The sequence below is a fragment of the Streptomyces sp. DT2A-34 genome, assembly GCF_030499515.1.
GTDB lineage: Bacteria > Actinomycetota > Actinomycetes > Streptomycetales > Streptomycetaceae > Streptomyces.
In genome coordinates, this window is record NZ_JASTWJ010000001.1 from 4,873,329 (window position 1) to 4,889,281 (window position 15,953).

The 15,953-nt window shown below is 71.7% G+C and carries 15 protein-coding genes and 1 pseudogene; 8 read left to right on the plus strand and 8 right to left on the minus strand.

The genetic code is table 11. The features are described 5' to 3' along the window. Positions 1–8: 8 nt before the first annotated feature. Positions 9–1,145 (plus strand): hypothetical protein, encoded by a 1,137-nt coding sequence (locus QQM39_RS21545; protein ID WP_302003954.1) that lies wholly within the window; start codon positions 9–11, stop codon positions 1,143–1,145. Positions 1,146–1,291: 146 nt separating this feature from the next. Here the strand turns inward: QQM39_RS21545 and QQM39_RS21550 are convergent. Together QQM39_RS21550 and QQM39_RS21555 are read right to left on the minus strand one after the other, a co-directional pair. Next, positions 1,292–1,915, minus strand: a pseudogene (locus QQM39_RS21550) (hypothetical protein); the annotation flags it as partial. A gap of 136 nt (positions 1,916–2,051) precedes the next feature. Then, positions 2,052–3,389, minus strand: coding sequence for a SpoIIE family protein phosphatase (locus QQM39_RS21555; protein ID WP_301998904.1), 1,338 nt, complete (start codon positions 3,387–3,389; stop codon positions 2,052–2,054). 123 nt (positions 3,390–3,512) lie between these two features. Between QQM39_RS21555 and QQM39_RS21560 the strand changes: the two genes are divergently transcribed. Beyond that, the gene (locus QQM39_RS21560; protein ID WP_301998906.1) at positions 3,513–3,971 is read left to right on the plus strand and encodes a hypothetical protein; all 459 of its coding nucleotides are present in this window, start codon (positions 3,513–3,515) and stop codon (positions 3,969–3,971) included. Between the two features lie 263 nt (positions 3,972–4,234). Then, the gene (locus QQM39_RS21565; protein WP_301998908.1) at positions 4,235–5,161 is read left to right on the plus strand and encodes a hypothetical protein; all 927 of its coding nucleotides are present in this window, start codon (positions 4,235–4,237) and stop codon (positions 5,159–5,161) included. Here QQM39_RS21565 and QQM39_RS21570 read toward each other — a convergent pair. Then, entirely contained in the window at positions 5,076–6,398 is a 1,323-nt protein-coding gene (locus QQM39_RS21570; RefSeq protein ID WP_301998910.1) for a PLP-dependent aminotransferase family protein, read from the minus strand. The genes QQM39_RS21565 and QQM39_RS21570 overlap by 86 nt on opposite strands. Before the next feature lie 101 nt (positions 6,399–6,499). Here QQM39_RS21570 and QQM39_RS21575 point away from each other — a divergent pair, with 101 nt between their 5' ends. Further along, positions 6,500–7,294 (plus strand): alpha/beta fold hydrolase, encoded by a 795-nt coding sequence (locus QQM39_RS21575; RefSeq protein ID WP_301998912.1) that lies wholly within the window; start codon positions 6,500–6,502, stop codon positions 7,292–7,294. A 610-nt stretch (positions 7,295–7,904) separates the two neighbouring features. Here the strand turns inward: QQM39_RS21575 and QQM39_RS21580 are convergent. The 3 genes from QQM39_RS21580 to QQM39_RS21590 all read right to left on the minus strand — a co-directional run bounded on the left by QQM39_RS21580 (position 7,905) and on the right by QQM39_RS21590 (position 9,153). Then, complete coding sequence (locus QQM39_RS21580) at positions 7,905–8,357, minus strand: hypothetical protein (protein ID WP_301998914.1); 453 nt, start codon at positions 8,355–8,357, stop codon at positions 7,905–7,907. 78 nt (positions 8,358–8,435) lie between these two features. Then, entirely contained in the window at positions 8,436–8,717 is a 282-nt protein-coding gene (locus QQM39_RS21585; protein ID WP_301998916.1) for a hypothetical protein, read from the minus strand. A gap of 55 nt (positions 8,718–8,772) precedes the next feature. After that, positions 8,773–9,153 (minus strand): hypothetical protein, encoded by a 381-nt coding sequence (locus QQM39_RS21590; protein ID WP_301998918.1) that lies wholly within the window; start codon positions 9,151–9,153, stop codon positions 8,773–8,775. 673 nt (positions 9,154–9,826) lie between these two features. Between QQM39_RS21590 and QQM39_RS21595 the strand changes: the two genes are divergently transcribed. Together QQM39_RS21595 and QQM39_RS21605 are read left to right on the plus strand one after the other, a co-directional pair. Then, positions 9,827–10,663, plus strand: a complete 837-nt coding sequence (locus QQM39_RS21595; protein WP_302003672.1) for a protein kinase — start codon at positions 9,827–9,829, stop codon at positions 10,661–10,663. A 509-nt stretch (positions 10,664–11,172) separates the two neighbouring features. Then, complete coding sequence (locus tag QQM39_RS21605) at positions 11,173–11,451, plus strand: hypothetical protein (protein ID WP_301998920.1); 279 nt, start codon at positions 11,173–11,175, stop codon at positions 11,449–11,451. Positions 11,452–11,631: 180 nt separating this feature from the next. Here the strand turns inward: QQM39_RS21605 and QQM39_RS21610 are convergent, their stop codons facing one another. Next, a complete protein-coding gene (locus tag QQM39_RS21610) occupies positions 11,632–11,832 on the minus strand; it encodes a hypothetical protein (protein WP_301998922.1) in 201 nt (66 codons plus the stop codon). Positions 11,833–12,057: 225 nt separating this feature from the next. Between QQM39_RS21610 and QQM39_RS21615 the strand changes: the two genes are divergently transcribed. Both QQM39_RS21615 and QQM39_RS21620 read left to right on the plus strand, forming a co-directional pair. Further along, positions 12,058–13,008 (plus strand): endonuclease/exonuclease/phosphatase family protein, encoded by a 951-nt coding sequence (locus tag QQM39_RS21615; RefSeq protein WP_301998924.1) that lies wholly within the window; start codon positions 12,058–12,060, stop codon positions 13,006–13,008. Between the two features lie 41 nt (positions 13,009–13,049). After that, positions 13,050–14,996 carry an FUSC family protein gene (locus QQM39_RS21620; RefSeq protein ID WP_301998926.1) on the plus strand — a complete coding sequence of 649 codons (1,947 nt, stop codon included), beginning with the start codon at positions 13,050–13,052 and terminating at the stop codon, positions 14,994–14,996. Positions 14,997–15,163: 167 nt separating this feature from the next. Here QQM39_RS21620 and snpA read toward each other — a convergent pair whose 3' ends face one another. Next, positions 15,164–15,826 carry a snapalysin gene (gene snpA / locus QQM39_RS21625; RefSeq protein ID WP_301998928.1) on the minus strand — a complete coding sequence of 221 codons (663 nt, stop codon included), beginning with the start codon at positions 15,824–15,826 and terminating at the stop codon, positions 15,164–15,166. Positions 15,827–15,953 lie beyond the last annotated feature (127 nt).

A 15,953-nucleotide genomic window follows, 5' to 3' on the forward strand; every position in this document is an offset into this window, starting at 1 on the left:
GGGGTGGCGTGGGGTTGGGGGCCACGGCCGGCATGGGGCTGGGCGCGGAAGCCGATGCGGGGGTGGGCGCGGAAGTCGGCATGGGGCCGGGCGCGGCGGTCGGCATGGGACTCGACGCGGAAGCCGATGCGGGGCTGTGGGCAGGGATCTGCGGGGGACTCTGCGCCGGGATCGGCGGGAGGTTCTGCGTGGAACTGGGCACAGAAGCCGGCGCGGGGCTCGGCGCGGAAACCGCCGCGGGAGCCGGGGCGGAGCCTGGCGCGGAAGCCCCCACGGACGTCGGCACCGCGTTCGGCGCAGAAGTCGAGGCGGAGCCGTGGGCAGACGCCTGCGGGGGACTCTGCCCCGGGACCAGCGGCAGATTCTGCGCGGAACTGGGCACAGAAGCCGGCGCGGGGCTCGGCGCGGAAACCGCCGCGGGAGCCGGGGCGGAGCCTGGCGCGGAAGCCCCCACGGACGTCGGCACCGCGTTCGGCGCAGAAGTCGAGGCGGAGCCGTGGGCAGACGCCTGCGGGGGACTCTGCCCCGGGACCAGCGGCAGATTCTGCGCGGAACTGGGCGCAGAAGCCGGCGCGGGGCTCGGCACGGAAGCCGCCGCGGGAGCCGGGGCGGAGCTCGGCGCAGAATCCGGGGCGGAGCCCGGCGCAGAATCCGGGGTGGGACTCGACCCGCTAGCCGCCACGGAAGGGGACACCGCATTCGCCACAGAAGCCGAGGTAGAGCTGTGGGCAGACGCCTGCGGGAGGCTCTGCCCCGCGACTGGCGGGAGACTCTGCGCGGGACTCGACGCGGAACTCGGCGCGGAAGCCGACGCGGAAGCCGACGCGGGGCTCGACACGGGACTCGGCGCAGAAGCCGACGCGGAGCTCGGCGTGGAGATCGGTCCCGCAGGCGATGCAGGGCTGTGGGCAGGGGCCTGCCCTGGCATCGGCGGGAGGTTCTGCTCGGTGCTCGACGCAGGGCCCGGTGCGGGACTCTGCGCAGGCGCCGGCGGGGGATTCTGGGCGGGGCCCGGCATGGGGGCCGACACAGGGCTTTGCGCGCCACCCGGCACCGGGCCCTGCGCGGAACTCTGCCCACCCGGCATCGGCATCGGCACGGAACTCTGCCCACCACCCGCCACCGGCATCCGCCCGGAACTCTGACCAGCCCCCGCCACCGCCACCGCCACCGGCACCAGTACCGGCACCGAACTCTGCGCAGCACCCGGCACCGGCGTGGAGCTGTGCGCGGCATTCGGTGCAGGGGTCGCTGCGCGGGTCGGTGCAGGGAACTGGGTCGGGCCCTGGGCGGTCAGGATGATGTCGGTGCCCGGGCCGGAGTCGGGGGCGATTCGGGACAGGGCCTGTTGGTGCAGTTGGTCGAGGGGTGGGCGGAGGCCGCTGCGCAGGAGGGTGGCGACGGCCTTCATGTAGGCCGGCGTCGCCACCGTGCGGCGGTTCGGCGGGGGCGCGATGCGGCCGTACACCGTGTTGTTGCGGCCCGAGTCGAGGGGGTGGGCGAGGAGCCACTCCCAGGCCTCGGCGTCGGCGTGCAGGTCGAGGAGGAGGGTGGTCGAGCCCGGTGCGCGCAGACGCAGTTCCTCGCGGAACCAGTGCCAGGGGAAGCCGGTGTAGCGGACGGTCGCGGGCGTCGTACGGGCCAGCGCGAGGTGGGGCAGGTGCTGGCGGCGGTCCAGTTGCAGCTGGCCGGTGACGAAGACGGTGAGCGGGGCGGGGGCGGCCGCGGCGGCCCGCAGGCGGGTGAGGACGGCCTGCGGTTCCAGGGGGTCGGCGAGTTCCACGACGTTCGCCGTGTCCGTGCCGGACAGCACCGTCGGCGGGACCGCGGCGAGGACGGGGAGCACGGAGGCGGCGTCCACCAGACAGCCCTTGGCCGCCGGTGCGGCGGCCAGCAGCAGCACGGTTCCGGGCATCGGTCCCTCCCCATCCCCCGTCGATCACGTACGGCAGCACCGTAACCGCTGCGGCTGCGAACGGGGGATCTCAGGACCGCAAACGTCCATTTCCGTCCCCATTCCCCCGCATCCCGTCCCCTCACATCCCGTCCCCTCACATCCCGTCCCCTCGCATCCCGTTCCCCCGCGCCCCGTCCCCTCGCATCCCGTTCCCCCGCGCCCCGTCCCCTCGCATCCCGTTCCCCCGCGCCCCGTCCCCTCGCATCCCGTTCCCCCGCATCCCGTTCCCCCGCGCCCCGTCCCCTCGCATCCCGTTCCCCCGCATCCCGTTCCCCCGCGCCCCGTCCCCCCGCCGCACCGCGAACACGGTCGTGTCGTCCTCCAAATGCCCCCCGCAGTGCCGCAGCGTGCGCTCCCGCACGAAGGCGACCAGGCGCCGCGGCTGCGCGAGCCCCGGGTCGGCCGCGACGGCGGCGGCGACCTCGTCGGCGAGCGGATAGAAGGCGCCGTCCCCGTTCCGGGCCTCGGTGACGCCGTCCGTGGTCAGCAGCAGCGTCTCGCCGGGTGCCAGGTGCACCCGCAGCACCGGCGGCGGCCCGTCGGCGGGGGCGAGTCCGCCGTAGCCGAGGGGAAGTCCGCGGTCGGGCGGCAGGGACCGTACACCGTCGGGACAGACCACGAGCGGGGTCTCGTGGCCGAGGACCACGGCGTCCATGGCGTCCCGCCGCTCCTCGGGGAAGCCGAGCAGGACGGCGGTGGCGAAACGGTCGCCCTCCTCCTTGCCGAGCGCCGTCCCCATCCGGATGTGCCGCTGCATGCGCAGCTCCAGACGTACGGCGACCGTCGTCAGATCCGGCTCGTGATAGGCGGCCTCACGAAACGTGCCGAGCAGCGCGGCCGCCGCCTCCACCGCGCCGAGCCCCTTGCCCTGCACGTCGCCGAGGATGACGCGGGTGCCGTGCAGGCCGATCTGGATGTCGTAGAAGTCGCCGCCGACCTTGGCCTCGCTGTCGGCCGCGAGATACACCGCCGCGTGGTCCAGGCCGCCCCAACCCGCCGGCAACGGACGCAGCACGGTACGCCGGATCGTCTCGGCGACGTCCTGCATGTGCAGCATGCGCTGCTCCCCGCGCACCCGGACCGCGCAGGCCAGCGTGGCGAGGACACCGCCGATGCCGGCGAGGACGAGGTCGGGCAGGCCGGCCTGGTACTCGTGCGGCAGCACGGCGTCCGCGGCGACGTACGTGGCGGGCGCGAGCAACGCGAACACGGCCGTCCCCCACACCCCGCAGATCGCGGCGGCGATACCGGGCACCAGCACCATCCAGGACAGGATCCGGAAGTCGCTGCTGGTCTCGAAGTCGACCGCCACGATGCCGACGAGCAACAGCAGCGGCGGCACCCAGGCGACGCTGCGGCCGCGCACGCGCAGCAGCTGCGGCCGACGCCCCTCGCCCCGCGGGCCGGCTCCACCGTCGCTTACGGCCCTCATGGGCTTCAGCGAAGCACGGCGTTCGGCGGGCCGCATCCGGGTACCCGGGCTTCCCACGACTTGCCGAAGGGCGGCCCTCAGGTGTGCCCTGGATGGCGGGGGCGAGGAGAGAGGAGTGCTCTCATGGCTCATGCGGCACCCGCACCCGGCAGGAGGACCGCGAGGACGGGCACGAGCGGCACCAGCGGCCTGCCCGACGTCTTCAGCGCGCGGACGCACCGCGCCGCGAGCATCGCCGTACCGATCGTCCTCGGGCTCGTCTACGGCTACTGGGCCGCGGCGAACCGGCGCTCCGGCGGTGAGATCACCGGCTGGAACCTGCTCTTCGGTTTCGTCACCGCGGCCGTGTTCATGGTGCTGTACGTCGCCGTGCGCTGGATCGCCGAACGCTCCATCCGCGAGGTGCACGCGATCCTGTGGGCCGCGTTCGCGGGCAGCGCGTTCGGGTTCCTGTACAGCGAGACCGACAAGACCGCCCTCAGGTCCGCGCTCATGGGGCTGGTGATCGGCGCGGTCTTCTTCGCCGTGCTGTTCTACCGCTACTACACGCACGAGGACGCACAGGGCCGCCGTATCGGCTGACGGACATCGGCTGACGGACGTGGACGACATACGCGGCTGACGCACGCAAGCACAGATCGGCCCCGGCCATCACTGGGCCGGGGCCGACCCGTTCCCCTTCATCCACCCACGGAACCGGGAGCGTCCTCGCACTCCTCGCGCTCCTGGCTCCTCTGCTCCATGAGACACCCGTTCGGGTGAACGCTCCACCGGAGAGCGGAACAGTGCCGCCGTATGCAGGCACACCGCTGGCCCGCCCGCCCGGATGGCCCTTGCCTGAAGACGTGCCCACCCGTCTCACCCGTCTGCGGAACGCCCTGTCGGCAGCGCTGATCGCCCTGTCGTGCCTCCTCGTGCCGTTCGGCGTCCTGGCGGCCTGGGTGACGTACGGGCTGGCCGACACCGGCCGGTACGTCACCGCGATGGCGCCGCTCGCCGCGGATCCGGCCGTGCAGAGCGCGGTCGCGGACACCGTCGGGGCCGGGATCACGCAGGAGGTCGACCGCAGGCTGGCCGAATCCACCGTCTCGCCCGAGCTGCGCACCATGCGGCCCTTCGTGCACGACGCGGTGCGCTCGTTCACCCGGACCGAGGCCTTCCGCACGGCGTGGGACGCGGGCAACAGGGCGGTCCACGACGCCGTCCTGAGCGCCCTGCGGGACGGCCGCGACCGCACCGTCACGGTCGACGTCGCCCCCATCACCGCCCAGGTCAAACACCAGCTCATCGCCGACCACGTCTCGTTGGCGCACCGCATCCCGGTCGAGCACACCGAGGTCCCGGTGCTCCCGGCCCACCGACTGGACCGGCTCCGAAAGGGGTACGCCGTGCTCGAAGTCGCCGGTTTCTGGCTGCCCGTCTCGGCCGCCGTGCTCGCCGCGACCGGCATCGCCGTCGCCGCCTGTCGCCGCCGCGCGGTCACGGCGACCGCGCTGGGCACGGCCCTCGGCGGCGCGTTCCTGGCCCTGGCGGTGGCGATCGGCCGCCGGTTCACGCTGGCCGACCTGCCCGAGGCGGCCCACCGCCCGGCGGCGGGCGCGGTCTACGACGCCTTGACGCAGACCCTGCGCACGGTGTCCTGGCTGCTGATCGCCCTCGGCCTGGCGGTGGCCCTGGTCTGCCGGCTCACGGAGTACCTCGCGCGACGCCGGCGAGCGTGCGCAGCGCCCGCCGCAGATCCGGCTCGGGAACCGACGCGAGCCCGAGCCTGACGGCGTCCGGGGTGCGGTTCGGGTCGACGACGAAGGCGGGGCCCGGCGTCACCGCGATGCCGTGCGCGGCCGCGGCGGCCGTGAAGGTGTCCGCGCGCCACGGGGCGGGCAGCTCCCACCAGGCGAAATAGGCGCGCGGATCGGACCGTACGACGAATCCGCGCAGCTCCTCGCCCACGATCCGCTGTCGGCGCGCCGCGTCCGCCCGCTTCGCCGCGACCAGCCGCTGCACCGTCCCGTCCCCGATCCACCGCGTGGCCGCCTCCACCGCGAACCGCCCCGCACTCCACCCACCGGACCGTACGGCCGCCGCCACCGCCCCGAGGCGCGCCTCGGGTACGACGACGAAGCCGACGGTGAGGCCGGGGGCGACGCGCTTGGAGAGGCCGTCGACGACGTGGGTGAGGTCGGGCGCGTGGGCCGCGAGGGGGTCGTCGTCGGTGAGGAAGGACCAGATGCGGTCCTCGACGACGGGGATGTCCAGGGCGCGGACGGCGGCGGCCAGTTGGCGCAGCCGCTCGCCGCTCGTGGTCAGGGACGTCGGATTGTGCAGCGTCGGCTGGAGGTAGAGCGCGGACAGCGGGGTACGGCGGTGCACGGCGGCGACGGACTCCGGGCGCACCCCGCCCTCGTCCGCCGCCAGCGGGACCAGGGCGATGCCGAGCCGGGCGGCGATCTCCTTGACCAGGGGATACGTCAGCGGCTCGACACCGAGGCGCCCGCCGGGCCGGACCAGGGAGGCGAGGGTGGCGGCGATGGCCTGGCGGGCGTTGCCGGTGAACAGGATCCGGTCGGGGGCGGGGCGCCGGCCGGGGGTGGCGAGGAGGGCGGCCGCCGCCTGTCTGGCCGCGGGGGTGCCGTTGGCTGCGGCCGGGCGCAGGGCCTCGGTCAGGACGTCGGGGCGCTGGAGCGGGGCGAGGGCCGGGGCGAGAAGCTCCGACTGGCCGGGTGCGGAGGGGTAGTTGAGCTCCAGGTTGACCGGCGCCTCGGTGGCTCCGGTCTCGACGAGCGCCCGCCCCGTCCCCGCCGGAGCGGCCCGTACGAAGGTGCCGCGGCCGACCTCGCCGACGACCAGCCCCCGCCGGACGAGTTCGGCGTACACCCGCCCCGCCGTCGACCCGGCGATCCCGCGCCGCCGCGCGAACACCCGCTGCGGAGGCAGCCGTTGACCCGGCTCAAGCCGTCCGGCGGTGATGTCGTCGGCTATGCGGTCGGCGAGGCGCCGGTAGTCGTCCACGAGCCATCCCCCTGACACCCTGACACCCTGACACCCTGACATTGCACCGAGGGCAAAGATCTTATTGCACCGAGGAGTTGAGCCGATCTAGGGTCGTCCACATGAGCCCCTTCCTCGCATTCGAGGACAAAGGCGTCGATAGCTCACCGACTCCCCTCGTCCCCCTCGTCCTCGTCCACGGCCACCCCTTCGACCGCACGATGTGGACCCCTCAGATCGAGACGTTCTCCGCCGACCGCCGGGTCGTCGCCCCCGACCTGCGCGGCTACGGCGCCTCCCCGGTCGTCCCCGGCATCACCCCCCTCTCCGACTTCGCCCGGGACATCGAGGCCCTGCTGGACGACCTGAAGGTGGACACCTTCGTCCTCGCCGGCCTCTCGATGGGCGGCCAGATCGTCATGGAGTGCTACGACCGCTTTCCCGACCGCATCCGGGGCCTGGTCCTCGCGGACACCTTCCCGGCGGCGGAGACGACCGAGGGCAAGCGGGCGCGGAACGCCATGGCGGACCGGCTGCTGCGCGAGGGCATGCGCGGATACGCCGACGAGGTGCTGGAGAAGATGGTCGCGCCGTACGCGGACGCCGAGGTCAAGGCCCACGTCCACCGCATGATGACGGCGACGCCCCCCGAGGGCGCCGCGGCGGCCCTGCGCGGCCGCGCCGAACGCCCCGACTACCGCGACCTCCTGACCCGGGTCACGGTCCCCGCCCTGGTCGTCGTGGGCGCCGACGACGCCTACACGCCCGTAACGGACGCGGAGGCGATGCACGCGGCGCTCCCCGACTCGACACTGCGGGTGATCGAGGGGGCGGCACACATGCCGAACCTGGAGCGGGCGGGGGAGTTCAACGCGGCACTGGGGGAGTTTCTGACCTGCGTCGACGACAGCCGATAACAGGGGAACGGTCACTTACCGGACAGCGGCGCCGCGAAGTGCCCCTGGCAGCCACTGGGCCAGAACATGCTCGGCCCCTACTCGACCCATGGGGCGGAACGTCGCCTCATGACCCGCGCATCCCGCCCCCTGCCGTGGTTCGCCCCCGAAGACAAGCCCTGCTACCTACTCACCGACACAAACGACGGACCGGCGTCCCGCCTCGCCGACGTCACGGGTTCATCCAGTTGGCCATGGGCCGTGAGCTTCTCTCCCACGTCGGCGAGATGCTCCCGCCACCCCGGTGGGCGAACTCCGGTTCCTGGCCGAGAGCTGACCAAGGCACTCCACATTGCCGAAAGCCACGGCAGACGGCCACGGGAACCGAACCGACTGAACCAGCGGCTCATTGGTCAACACCTGAGGCCCCAGACCCCTCCGGCGCCCCCCTCGCCTGGCTCACGCGGCCGGATTCCAACTTGCAACCTTCTGATCCGTAGGCTCGGGCAGCTGGTTAGGCGAGGGCTCCGCCCTGTTCCGGGCTGGTCGCTGACGCTCATGGTCGTCGGTCCCCGTATGCCGTCGTTGCCGTCAGCGTGGCCGTCATTCGGAGCAGTACCGTCTTCGGTCATCACATGGCGTGAGTGCCAGACAGGATGGCCATGGACCAGTGCACACCGGTGCCGTTGACCTTTACGGACAGGTGTTTCTGTTCGCTGGGCGCGGTGTAGACGCGTCCTATGGTGACCGGGTCACCGCATGTGATCTTGGAAGGGTCTGAATCCCTGGGACCGTACTGAATCGTCACGGTGCCCCTGCCTGTACAGAGGGCGTGGATGGTATAGACCTTCTCGGCCGGTGTGAACACCGGCAACGCGCGGCTGTCCGTGCCATTGGTCACCGGCAGCAGGAAATCAGGCTTCTCTGGCAGGGCCAGGGGGTCTCGGGGGGCCTTGCCGGGGCTCGCCGCTGCAGCGCTCGACGGCGAAGAGGCTGGGGCCTGCGAGCTGGCGTCACCATCGTCAGCTGCGCACCCGGCGATCAGAAAGGCCAGCAGGACCGGCGCGGCAACATGTCGGCGCATGCGATGAATCCTTGAGGTAGGCGTGGACGCGTCCTGGTACCAACGGTCACGACGAGGCGCTCAGTGGCGGCGTGCGGGTCAGCTGTAGAGGCGCCAACCCTCGCGATAGGGAGCCCATACGTTCATGTATTGCTTGTCGCTGAGCTGGCAGTTGCCGTACCGCGTCGCGACGTAGCCATACACGTTCTCCTTCATGATGCCGTAGTCGCCCTTGACCGTTGAGCGGGCCTTCACCTTGCCGCCGGTCTCGATGCCGAGCTCAGATGTCCAACTCTTACTGACGCTGCCGTTGACGTCGACCTCCAACTTGCCGAGCCACAACACCTTGACCGAGCCACTGACGGTGATCGACGCACCCATGGTTGTCGTGCCCGACTTCTTGGACGTGAACTTGAAGTCGACCGAATAGGACAGGTCATTCCTTCACGAAGGTCTTGTACTTGACCGACATCGTGTTCTTCGTGTTCTTGGTGACGTGCACGAACTGTTGTCTATCGCAGACTGGCCCATTGGGGAACAGCTCGTCGCCGGGCTTGCCCGGGAATACGGGATCGGTGGCCTCGATGGCCTCTTCGGTCTCGCCCGGAATCGGGGCGTCCTCCTCAAGCGCTCCGCTGCTGTCCGATCCGGTCACCGCGCCTGCACTCGGATTGTCGGTCACGCTTCCCGGCTCGACAGGCGCATCGTCCGCGACTATGGGCGGCGCCACACGGCTGGTCCCGGCCGTGGGCTCATCAGCGGCGAAGGCCGGCACGGAGGTCGCCAACATGAGCAGCCCGGTGACGCCGACAAGCACGCTGGATCTTCTCTGCATGAAGCCCCCTCAGTTCCGCCAGCTTTGCGAATGCGGGCTGGCGTTTGAGGTGAACTGCATCATGGCCGTGATCAAAGATCACGGGAGTTGAGCAACATCTGAGCGAAGATCTGATGCACCATCAAAATGGGCAGGAAAAGGCAATGGCATAGATGATGACGGAGGTGTGCAGGTTCCACTACCGCGAAAGCGTCCACACTGCGGACAGTCGATCGGCTGCACGGCAATGCCAACCAGACGTCGCAACTGGGCGTTTGTTCTGGTGAGCGGCAGGTTCCACTACCGCGAAGTTCCGCGCCAGTTCAGGGCGGCTCCGCCAGTGGCGGCGGGCCATCACGGACCGCTCTTCTCTCTGGCCTCCAGCAAACCGAGCACCTCCGGCACCAGGCACCACCTACACGACTGCGACGAACCAAATGATCACGTTCGGACAGCAGACGGCGCCCAGGCCAAGAGATGGTGGCCGTCTCGGTGCGTGCCATGAAGGCGGCTGGGTGCATGGTCTTCGATGACCTGTGGACCGTTGACGGCGCGAACCTCGCTCAGTGCGACTCGGACTGTGGCCGCCCGTACGGTCAGGCGTAGCCCACGACATCAGCCACGCGGCCGGCCTCGACTCGTGGTCGGCCGCGTTCGCTCGGAAGGAGAAGAGACGCTGTCCGGCTCAACCCCTGAACTGCCGATCGTGGTGCTCGACGCGCTCATGCCCACGGCTTGGCGCCTGGTGCTCAATCGTCGGGGCTCCATGGTCTGGGAGGTGGAGGGTCCTCGGGGCCACCACGCCGTGAAAGTCGGCTATCCGATCGAAGCCACGGCCGACTGGCCCGCCCAGCCCTGGACCGCTCTTGCGCCTGCGCGCGAGGGTGCCGTGCTGTATCACCTCGGCTTCGCCGACTTCGCGTACGGCGAGTGGGAGGGCGGGACGTGGAGCTTCCAGCCGTGGTGTGAAGGGCCGGACCTGTACGGGTTGTGGGAGCCCTGCCGTAGGCAGGGCTCATCCGTCGCACCGCACACCGGCGTGGCATTGAGCTGTGTCGAGGCGCTGGCCGGACTCCATGCCAAGGGCTGGGCGCATGGTGACGTACAGCCCGCCCACTTCATCATCGGGCCGGAGCGGACTCACCTCATCGACCTCGCCCTTGCGAGGGGCGGACAGGTGCCCGAGGCGTACGACTTCCCGTTCCGCGGCTGCCTCGTGCACTACGAGGCACCGGAGATCGCCCGCAGCGTGCTCGCCATCGGGGAAGCCGAGCCGACGCAGGAAGCCGACGTCTACGCGCTCGGCGCCTCCCTGCTCATCTCCGCCACCGGCCGGCGGGCGGTCGAGTACCCGGACGACGCTCCACGTCCCGTCCAGAGAGAAGCTGTGGCAGGCGGCCGCCGCCGACCGGTGAAGGCACCCGGCGAGCTGGGCGAATTGATCGAGGCGATGCTCAGCCATGCTCCGGAGGACCGGCCGACGATCTACGAGGTGGGCAAGGCCTTGAGCTGAGCCGGTCCCTCTGTGCGCCGCCCTGCCTACGCGTCTCCTCCAGTGCCCGCATTCTCGGGCCGCTCGGCAACGAACGAACCCAGGCCGACCTCGGCTCGGACGAACCCATCGTTCGCCGGGCATGCGAGACCCCCGCGACGGATGCTGCCGTCCGGGGGCGCGGCCACCAGCCAAAGCGATTCGGAGCGGATGACATGACCGACCTTGTCCGTCGACTCGTCACCTGGACGTCCCTCCTGCTGACGGGGCACGCCGCGCCGCCCGGCCCCATGCCGTCGCCACCCGGGGTCCTGCCCGTCGACCTCCCTCGGCACCTGCCCCCCGCCGCTCCCACCCCACCGCAGCCCCTACGCCCAGGACGACACCCCGCTGGACGCTTCGGCGGTCAGATCCGTACGTCCGTATCTGGCCGCTCATGAGCAACGTCAGCGCCGGCGGGAACTGGCCATCGCCGCGCTGGGCCAGGACATGCCCGGCCCGTATGGGATTCACGGGCTGGAGGTGGCCTGATGCCGCAAGAACCCCGTCTGCTTCCCAGGTCCGGCCCCGGCGGCAAGCACTGCTACCTGGTCACCGATGACGACGGCGGACCGGTCTCCCGATGTGCCGACGTCACGGAGTCGATTCAGCTCGACATGGGCCAGGAACTCGTCGACCACGCCCTCGCCTTGCTCCCCCACACCCAGCCCGGCGACCTCCGCTACCTCGCCGAGCGCCTGACCGAGGCACTGCGGGACGCCCTACGCATCGCCGAAAGCCGAGGCCGCCGCCTGAACCACCTGAACTGACAAGCAGCCGCAACGTCGAGGGCTCCGGATCTCTCCGGGGCCCTCGACCTGTGGGTCACGGCCCCCCTGGTCGTCGTGGGCGCCGACGACGCCTACCCGTTCAACGAGGCGCTGCGAGCGTTCCTGGCCCGCGTCGACGCATGACGCTGCGCGTGCTGCCCCACGTGCTGTCCCGCCCCCTCACGACCCGCTCGCGGTCATGTTCATCAGGGCCACGAGCAGCACGAAGGCGATCGCCACCCCCTGGACGGCCTTCCCCCAGCCGGGCATCGGCTCGCCCCTCTTGGCCGCCGACCGGGCCGCCGTGAAGGCGACCACCAGCCCGACGACGGCGAGGGGGGCGAGTACCAGGGTCAGCCAGTTGACCTGTACGGGCGTCATCGCGGATCTCCTTGTTCCACAGCGGTGACCGACGGCTCATCATCGGCACGCACGGCCGGGACCCCTCCCGCTCCGCCTCCGCCGATCCCGCCGCCTCCGATCCGCCACCTCCGATACGGCACCTCCGATACGGCACCTCCGATCCGCCTCCGCGCAACCTTCGCCCCACAACCCTCGTCCTTGAGGGAGGATTCGGGCATCCCACCCGTGAGCGGAGGCCGGGCCTTGAAGAATGCGGCTACCTGGTCGGCCGGTCTGCTGTTCCTGGGCGTCAGCGTGGTCGTCGGCTGCCGGGTCGCCGGCACCGACGGCATCACCCCCGTCCCGCAGCTCCTCGCCTTCCTGCCGTGGCTGCTGGTGCCCACCGGACTCGGGCTGCTGCTCGCGCTGTTCTCGCGCCGGTGGTTCGGCGTGGTGTGGGCCGTCGCCCTGTGCGGGCTGCTGGCCTGGTTCATCGAGCCGTACGGGAAGACCGGTGAGCCGGGCGGGCCCGCGCTCGTCTCCTTCCGGGTGCTGACCTCGAACGTCGAGTTCGGGCACGCGACCGACGCCCTCGTCTCGGCCGTCCGCCGGGAGAAGCCGGACCTGGTGTTCGTCCAGGAGTGCGAGTACACCTGCGACGCCACGCTCCGGGAAGCCCTGGGCACCGGCTATCCGCACCGGGCGGCACAGGTGGCGGGCGGCTCGGCGGGGTCGGTGGTCCTCAGCCGCTTCCCGCTCGACCCCACCGACCCGGTCCCCGGCACCATGGCCATGCCGGGCGCCGTCGCCGACGTACGCGGGCATGTCGTACGGCTCCAGCTCGCACACCCCGTGCCGCCGCTGCCCGGCCGGACCGACCTGTGGCGCCGGGAGCTCGGCGAGCTGCGCGACTTCGCCGCCGGGAACGCCGGGGACGGCGGGACGCCCCTCGTCCTCGCCGGCGACTTCAACGCCTCCCAGGACCACGCCGCCTTCCGCCGCATCCTCGACACCGGCCTGCGCGACGCCGCCCGGCTCACCGGCCACGACCGCACACCGACCTGGCCGGCCCGCACGACACCGGCCTTCGGCGTGCAGATCGACCACGTGCTCCTGACCGCCGACCTCTCCGCCCGCACCGCCCGCTTCCTCGACCTGCCCGGCACCGACCATCGCGCGCTGCTCGTAGACGTCACGCTTCACCAGCGCGGATGACGTCGACGACGAGCTGAACGAGGGTGCTCATAATGGGCCGCATGTCCCGCGAGTTCCCCATCGGCCGCACACCCCCCGACTGGCTGGTGCGGAACCTCCGGCCCCAGCCGGCCCCCGTCAACTGGCCGGCCGTGGCCCGCGCCGCGCTCGCGATGGCCCTCCCACTGGCCATCGGGCTGGCCGTCGACCGCCCCTCCTACGGCGCCCTCGCCGCCATGGGCGCCCTCAACGGCGTCATCAGCGACACCGCCGCCGCGTACCGCGTCCGTATCCCCACCATCGCGATCCCGCAGCTCTTCGGCGCCGTCGGCGTCACCGTCGGTTCCCTGGTGTACGGGCACGGCTGGGTCGCCGTCGCCGCGGTCACCGGTGTCGCGCTGGTCTCCGGGATGATCTCGACGATCGGCGCGGTCGCCTCCGCGGCGGGCCTGGTGCTGCTGCTGACCTGCGTGGTCGGCGCGGGCCTGCCGATGCCGGGCGACTGGTGGCTCGCGCCGCTGCTGATGTCCGGCGGCGGCCTGCTCGTCCTGCTCCTCGCCCTGCTCGCCTGGCCGCTCCGGTCGGGGGTGCCGGAGCGGGCCGCGGTCGCGGACACCTACCGGACGGTCGCCGAGCTGCTGGCGACGTGCGGCGGCGGCAGCACGCAGGCGTACGACGACGCCCGGCACAACGTCACCCGGTCCCTGAACCAGTCGTACGACATCGTCCTCGCCCACCGCGCCCGCCACCACGGCCGCAGCCCCGAACTGACCCGGCTGCTGGCCCAGTTGAACGCCATCACCCCCGTCGTCGAGGCCGCCCCCGCCGCGCACCTCAGCGGCACCCCGCTCCCACCCGAGGTCCCGGACGCCGTACGGCACCTCGCCGCCGCCGTCGAGACCGGCCACCCGGGACCGACCGGCCCGAAGCTCCCCACCCCGACCACCGAGACCGCCCGCGCCGTCGACCACGCCCTGCGCCACGCCGCCGAGGTCGTCACCAGCCCGGACGTCGACCCGCGCGGCATCGACGACCGCCTCGGCCGGCCGGCCACACTCGGCACCCGCGCCGCCCGCGCCCTGCGGGGCGTGACGCTCTCCGCCGCCTCCTGGCGCTACGGCCTGCGCCTCGCCCTGTGCATCGGGCTGGCCCAGATCCTGGTGTCCCTCATCCCGGTCCCCCGCTCCTACTGGGTCGCCCTCACCATCACCTTCGTCCTCAAGCCCGACTTCGGCTCGGTCTTCTCCCGCGCGCTGCTGCGCGCCCTCGGCACGGTCGGCGGGCTGGTGATCGCGGCGGCGGTGCTCGCGGAGGTGCCGCGCGGCTGGTGGGACGTACCGGTGCTGCTCCTGCTCGCCCCGCTGATCCCGGCGTTCACCCCGCGCGGGTACGGCTACCAGACGGCCGCCATCACCCCGGTGATCCTGCTCCTGTCGGACGTCCTGAACCGCCAGGGCACCGCCCTGCTGCTGCCCCGCCTCGTCGACTCCCTCATGGGATGCGCGATCGCCCTCGTCGCCGGATATCTACTCTGGCCGGAGAGCTGGCACACCCGTGTCGGCGACCGGCTCGCGGACGCCGTGGAGGACACGGCGCGCTATGTGGAGGGCGCCTTCGGCCCGGACGCCGTCGACCCCCCGGCCCGCGCCCGCATGCGCCGCCGCCTCTACCGCGATCTCTCCGCCATCCGCACAGAATTCCAACGCGCCCTGACCGAACCCCCGCCCACCGGCCGCCGCGCCGCCGCTTGGTGGCCCCTGGTCGTCGCCGTGGAACGCATCGTGGACGCGACGACGGCGGCACGGGTACGGGTGAAATACGGCGCGACTCGGCCATCAGCGGCGGAGGTGACCCAAGTGGTGCGTCAGCTGCGGGAGTTGGCGGAGGGGGTACGGAATGCCGAGACACTGTACGAGGTCCGCACCGACCTGACCGGCCCGGCGGACAGCGTCCTGGAGCCCCTACGGCAAGAGGTAGCAGCGGCACGCGCGATCGCGTCCCCGCACTGAAGCGCCCCAAAGGGCGCGGGGAACTGCGCGATCAACCACGAACAACCCGGAGCCGCACGACCACACAAGCCACCCGAGCTATTGGGCGAACCACAAGCCGGCGCGGCCGCCCCGTGCAGGAGGGCGACCGCGCCATGTGGGGGGTGGGTCCTGGAGAACCGGCGCTGCTAGCGACCGGCCTTGTGCAGAGCCTTGTCCATCGCGGCAGCGAACCCGTTGGCCCACAGCTGCTCGACCTTGGCCTTCTCGTTGGCATCCGGGACGGAGTTCGTGCAGGACGGGCCGGGCCCGCCGCCCGACATCAGCTCGCTGCACGGCCCCTCGTAGTGGTCCGGCAGCCCCAGCACATGCCCCGTCTCGTGCGCGGTGACGCGAGTCGAGTCGTACTCCTTGTTCTGCGCGTAGTCGAGGAAGATGTAGCCGTTGCCGTGACCGTCGGTCGAGGCGTAGGAGCCGCGCGAGTCGTTGCCCTCGCGGTAGGTGAAGTCGGCGTCGGAGCCCTCCTGGAACTTCACGTTGGACACCGAGCCGTTCCATATATCGGTGCTGCGGGCTATCTGGGCGCTGAACGTGGGCGCGGCGGACGCGTCGTAGGTGACGGTGACGGCCGCGGCCCTCGGGTTCGCGGCGCGCTTCTCGGCGACCGACTTCAGGACGGCCTCGAAGAAGGCCCGACTGCCGTCGGATTCAACTGACTTGACGACGTAACCGGCCTGCACGGGGGCGGCCGGGGCCGCCGTCGCCGGAGCGACCGTGCCGAAGCCGAGGGCCGCGACACCGAGACCGACTGTCACCGCCGAACGGGCGGACAGGGAAAAGGACGTACGCATTGATGACTCCTAGGTGGGGGGTGAGTCGTCAAGGCGAGTGTCGGCGCCTGTGCGGCGGCTGTGATGATGGCAACCGGTGATAGGACGGCCCTATCAGGGCCCCAATCGGCAAGGTTCGGGGCGGATT

Bases quoted from the DNA above. Each gene is read 5' to 3' on its own strand.
- QQM39_RS21605 (WP_301998920.1), top strand. From the start codon at position 11,173: ATGCCGCAAGAACCCCGTCTGCTTCCCAGGTCCGGCCCCGGCGGCAAG.
- QQM39_RS21555 (WP_301998904.1), bottom strand. From the start codon at position 3,389: ATGAGGGCCGTAAGCGACGGTGGAGCCGGCCCGCGGGGCGAGGGGCGT.
- QQM39_RS21610 (WP_301998922.1), bottom strand. From the start codon at position 11,832: ATGACGCCCGTACAGGTCAACTGGCTGACCCTGGTACTCGCCCCCCTC.
- QQM39_RS21560 (WP_301998906.1), top strand. From the start codon at position 3,513: ATGGCTCATGCGGCACCCGCACCCGGCAGGAGGACCGCGAGGACGGGC.
- QQM39_RS21585 (WP_301998916.1), bottom strand. From the start codon at position 8,717: ATGGGTGCGTCGATCACCGTCAGTGGCTCGGTCAAGGTGTTGTGGCTC.
- QQM39_RS21580 (WP_301998914.1), bottom strand. From the start codon at position 8,357: ATGCGCCGACATGTTGCCGCGCCGGTCCTGCTGGCCTTTCTGATCGCC.
- QQM39_RS21620 (WP_301998926.1), top strand. From the start codon at position 13,050: ATGTCCCGCGAGTTCCCCATCGGCCGCACACCCCCCGACTGGCTGGTG.
- snpA (WP_301998928.1), bottom strand. From the start codon at position 15,826: ATGCGTACGTCCTTTTCCCTGTCCGCCCGTTCGGCGGTGACAGTCGGT.
- QQM39_RS21575 (WP_301998912.1), top strand. From the start codon at position 6,500: ATGAGCCCCTTCCTCGCATTCGAGGACAAAGGCGTCGATAGCTCACCG.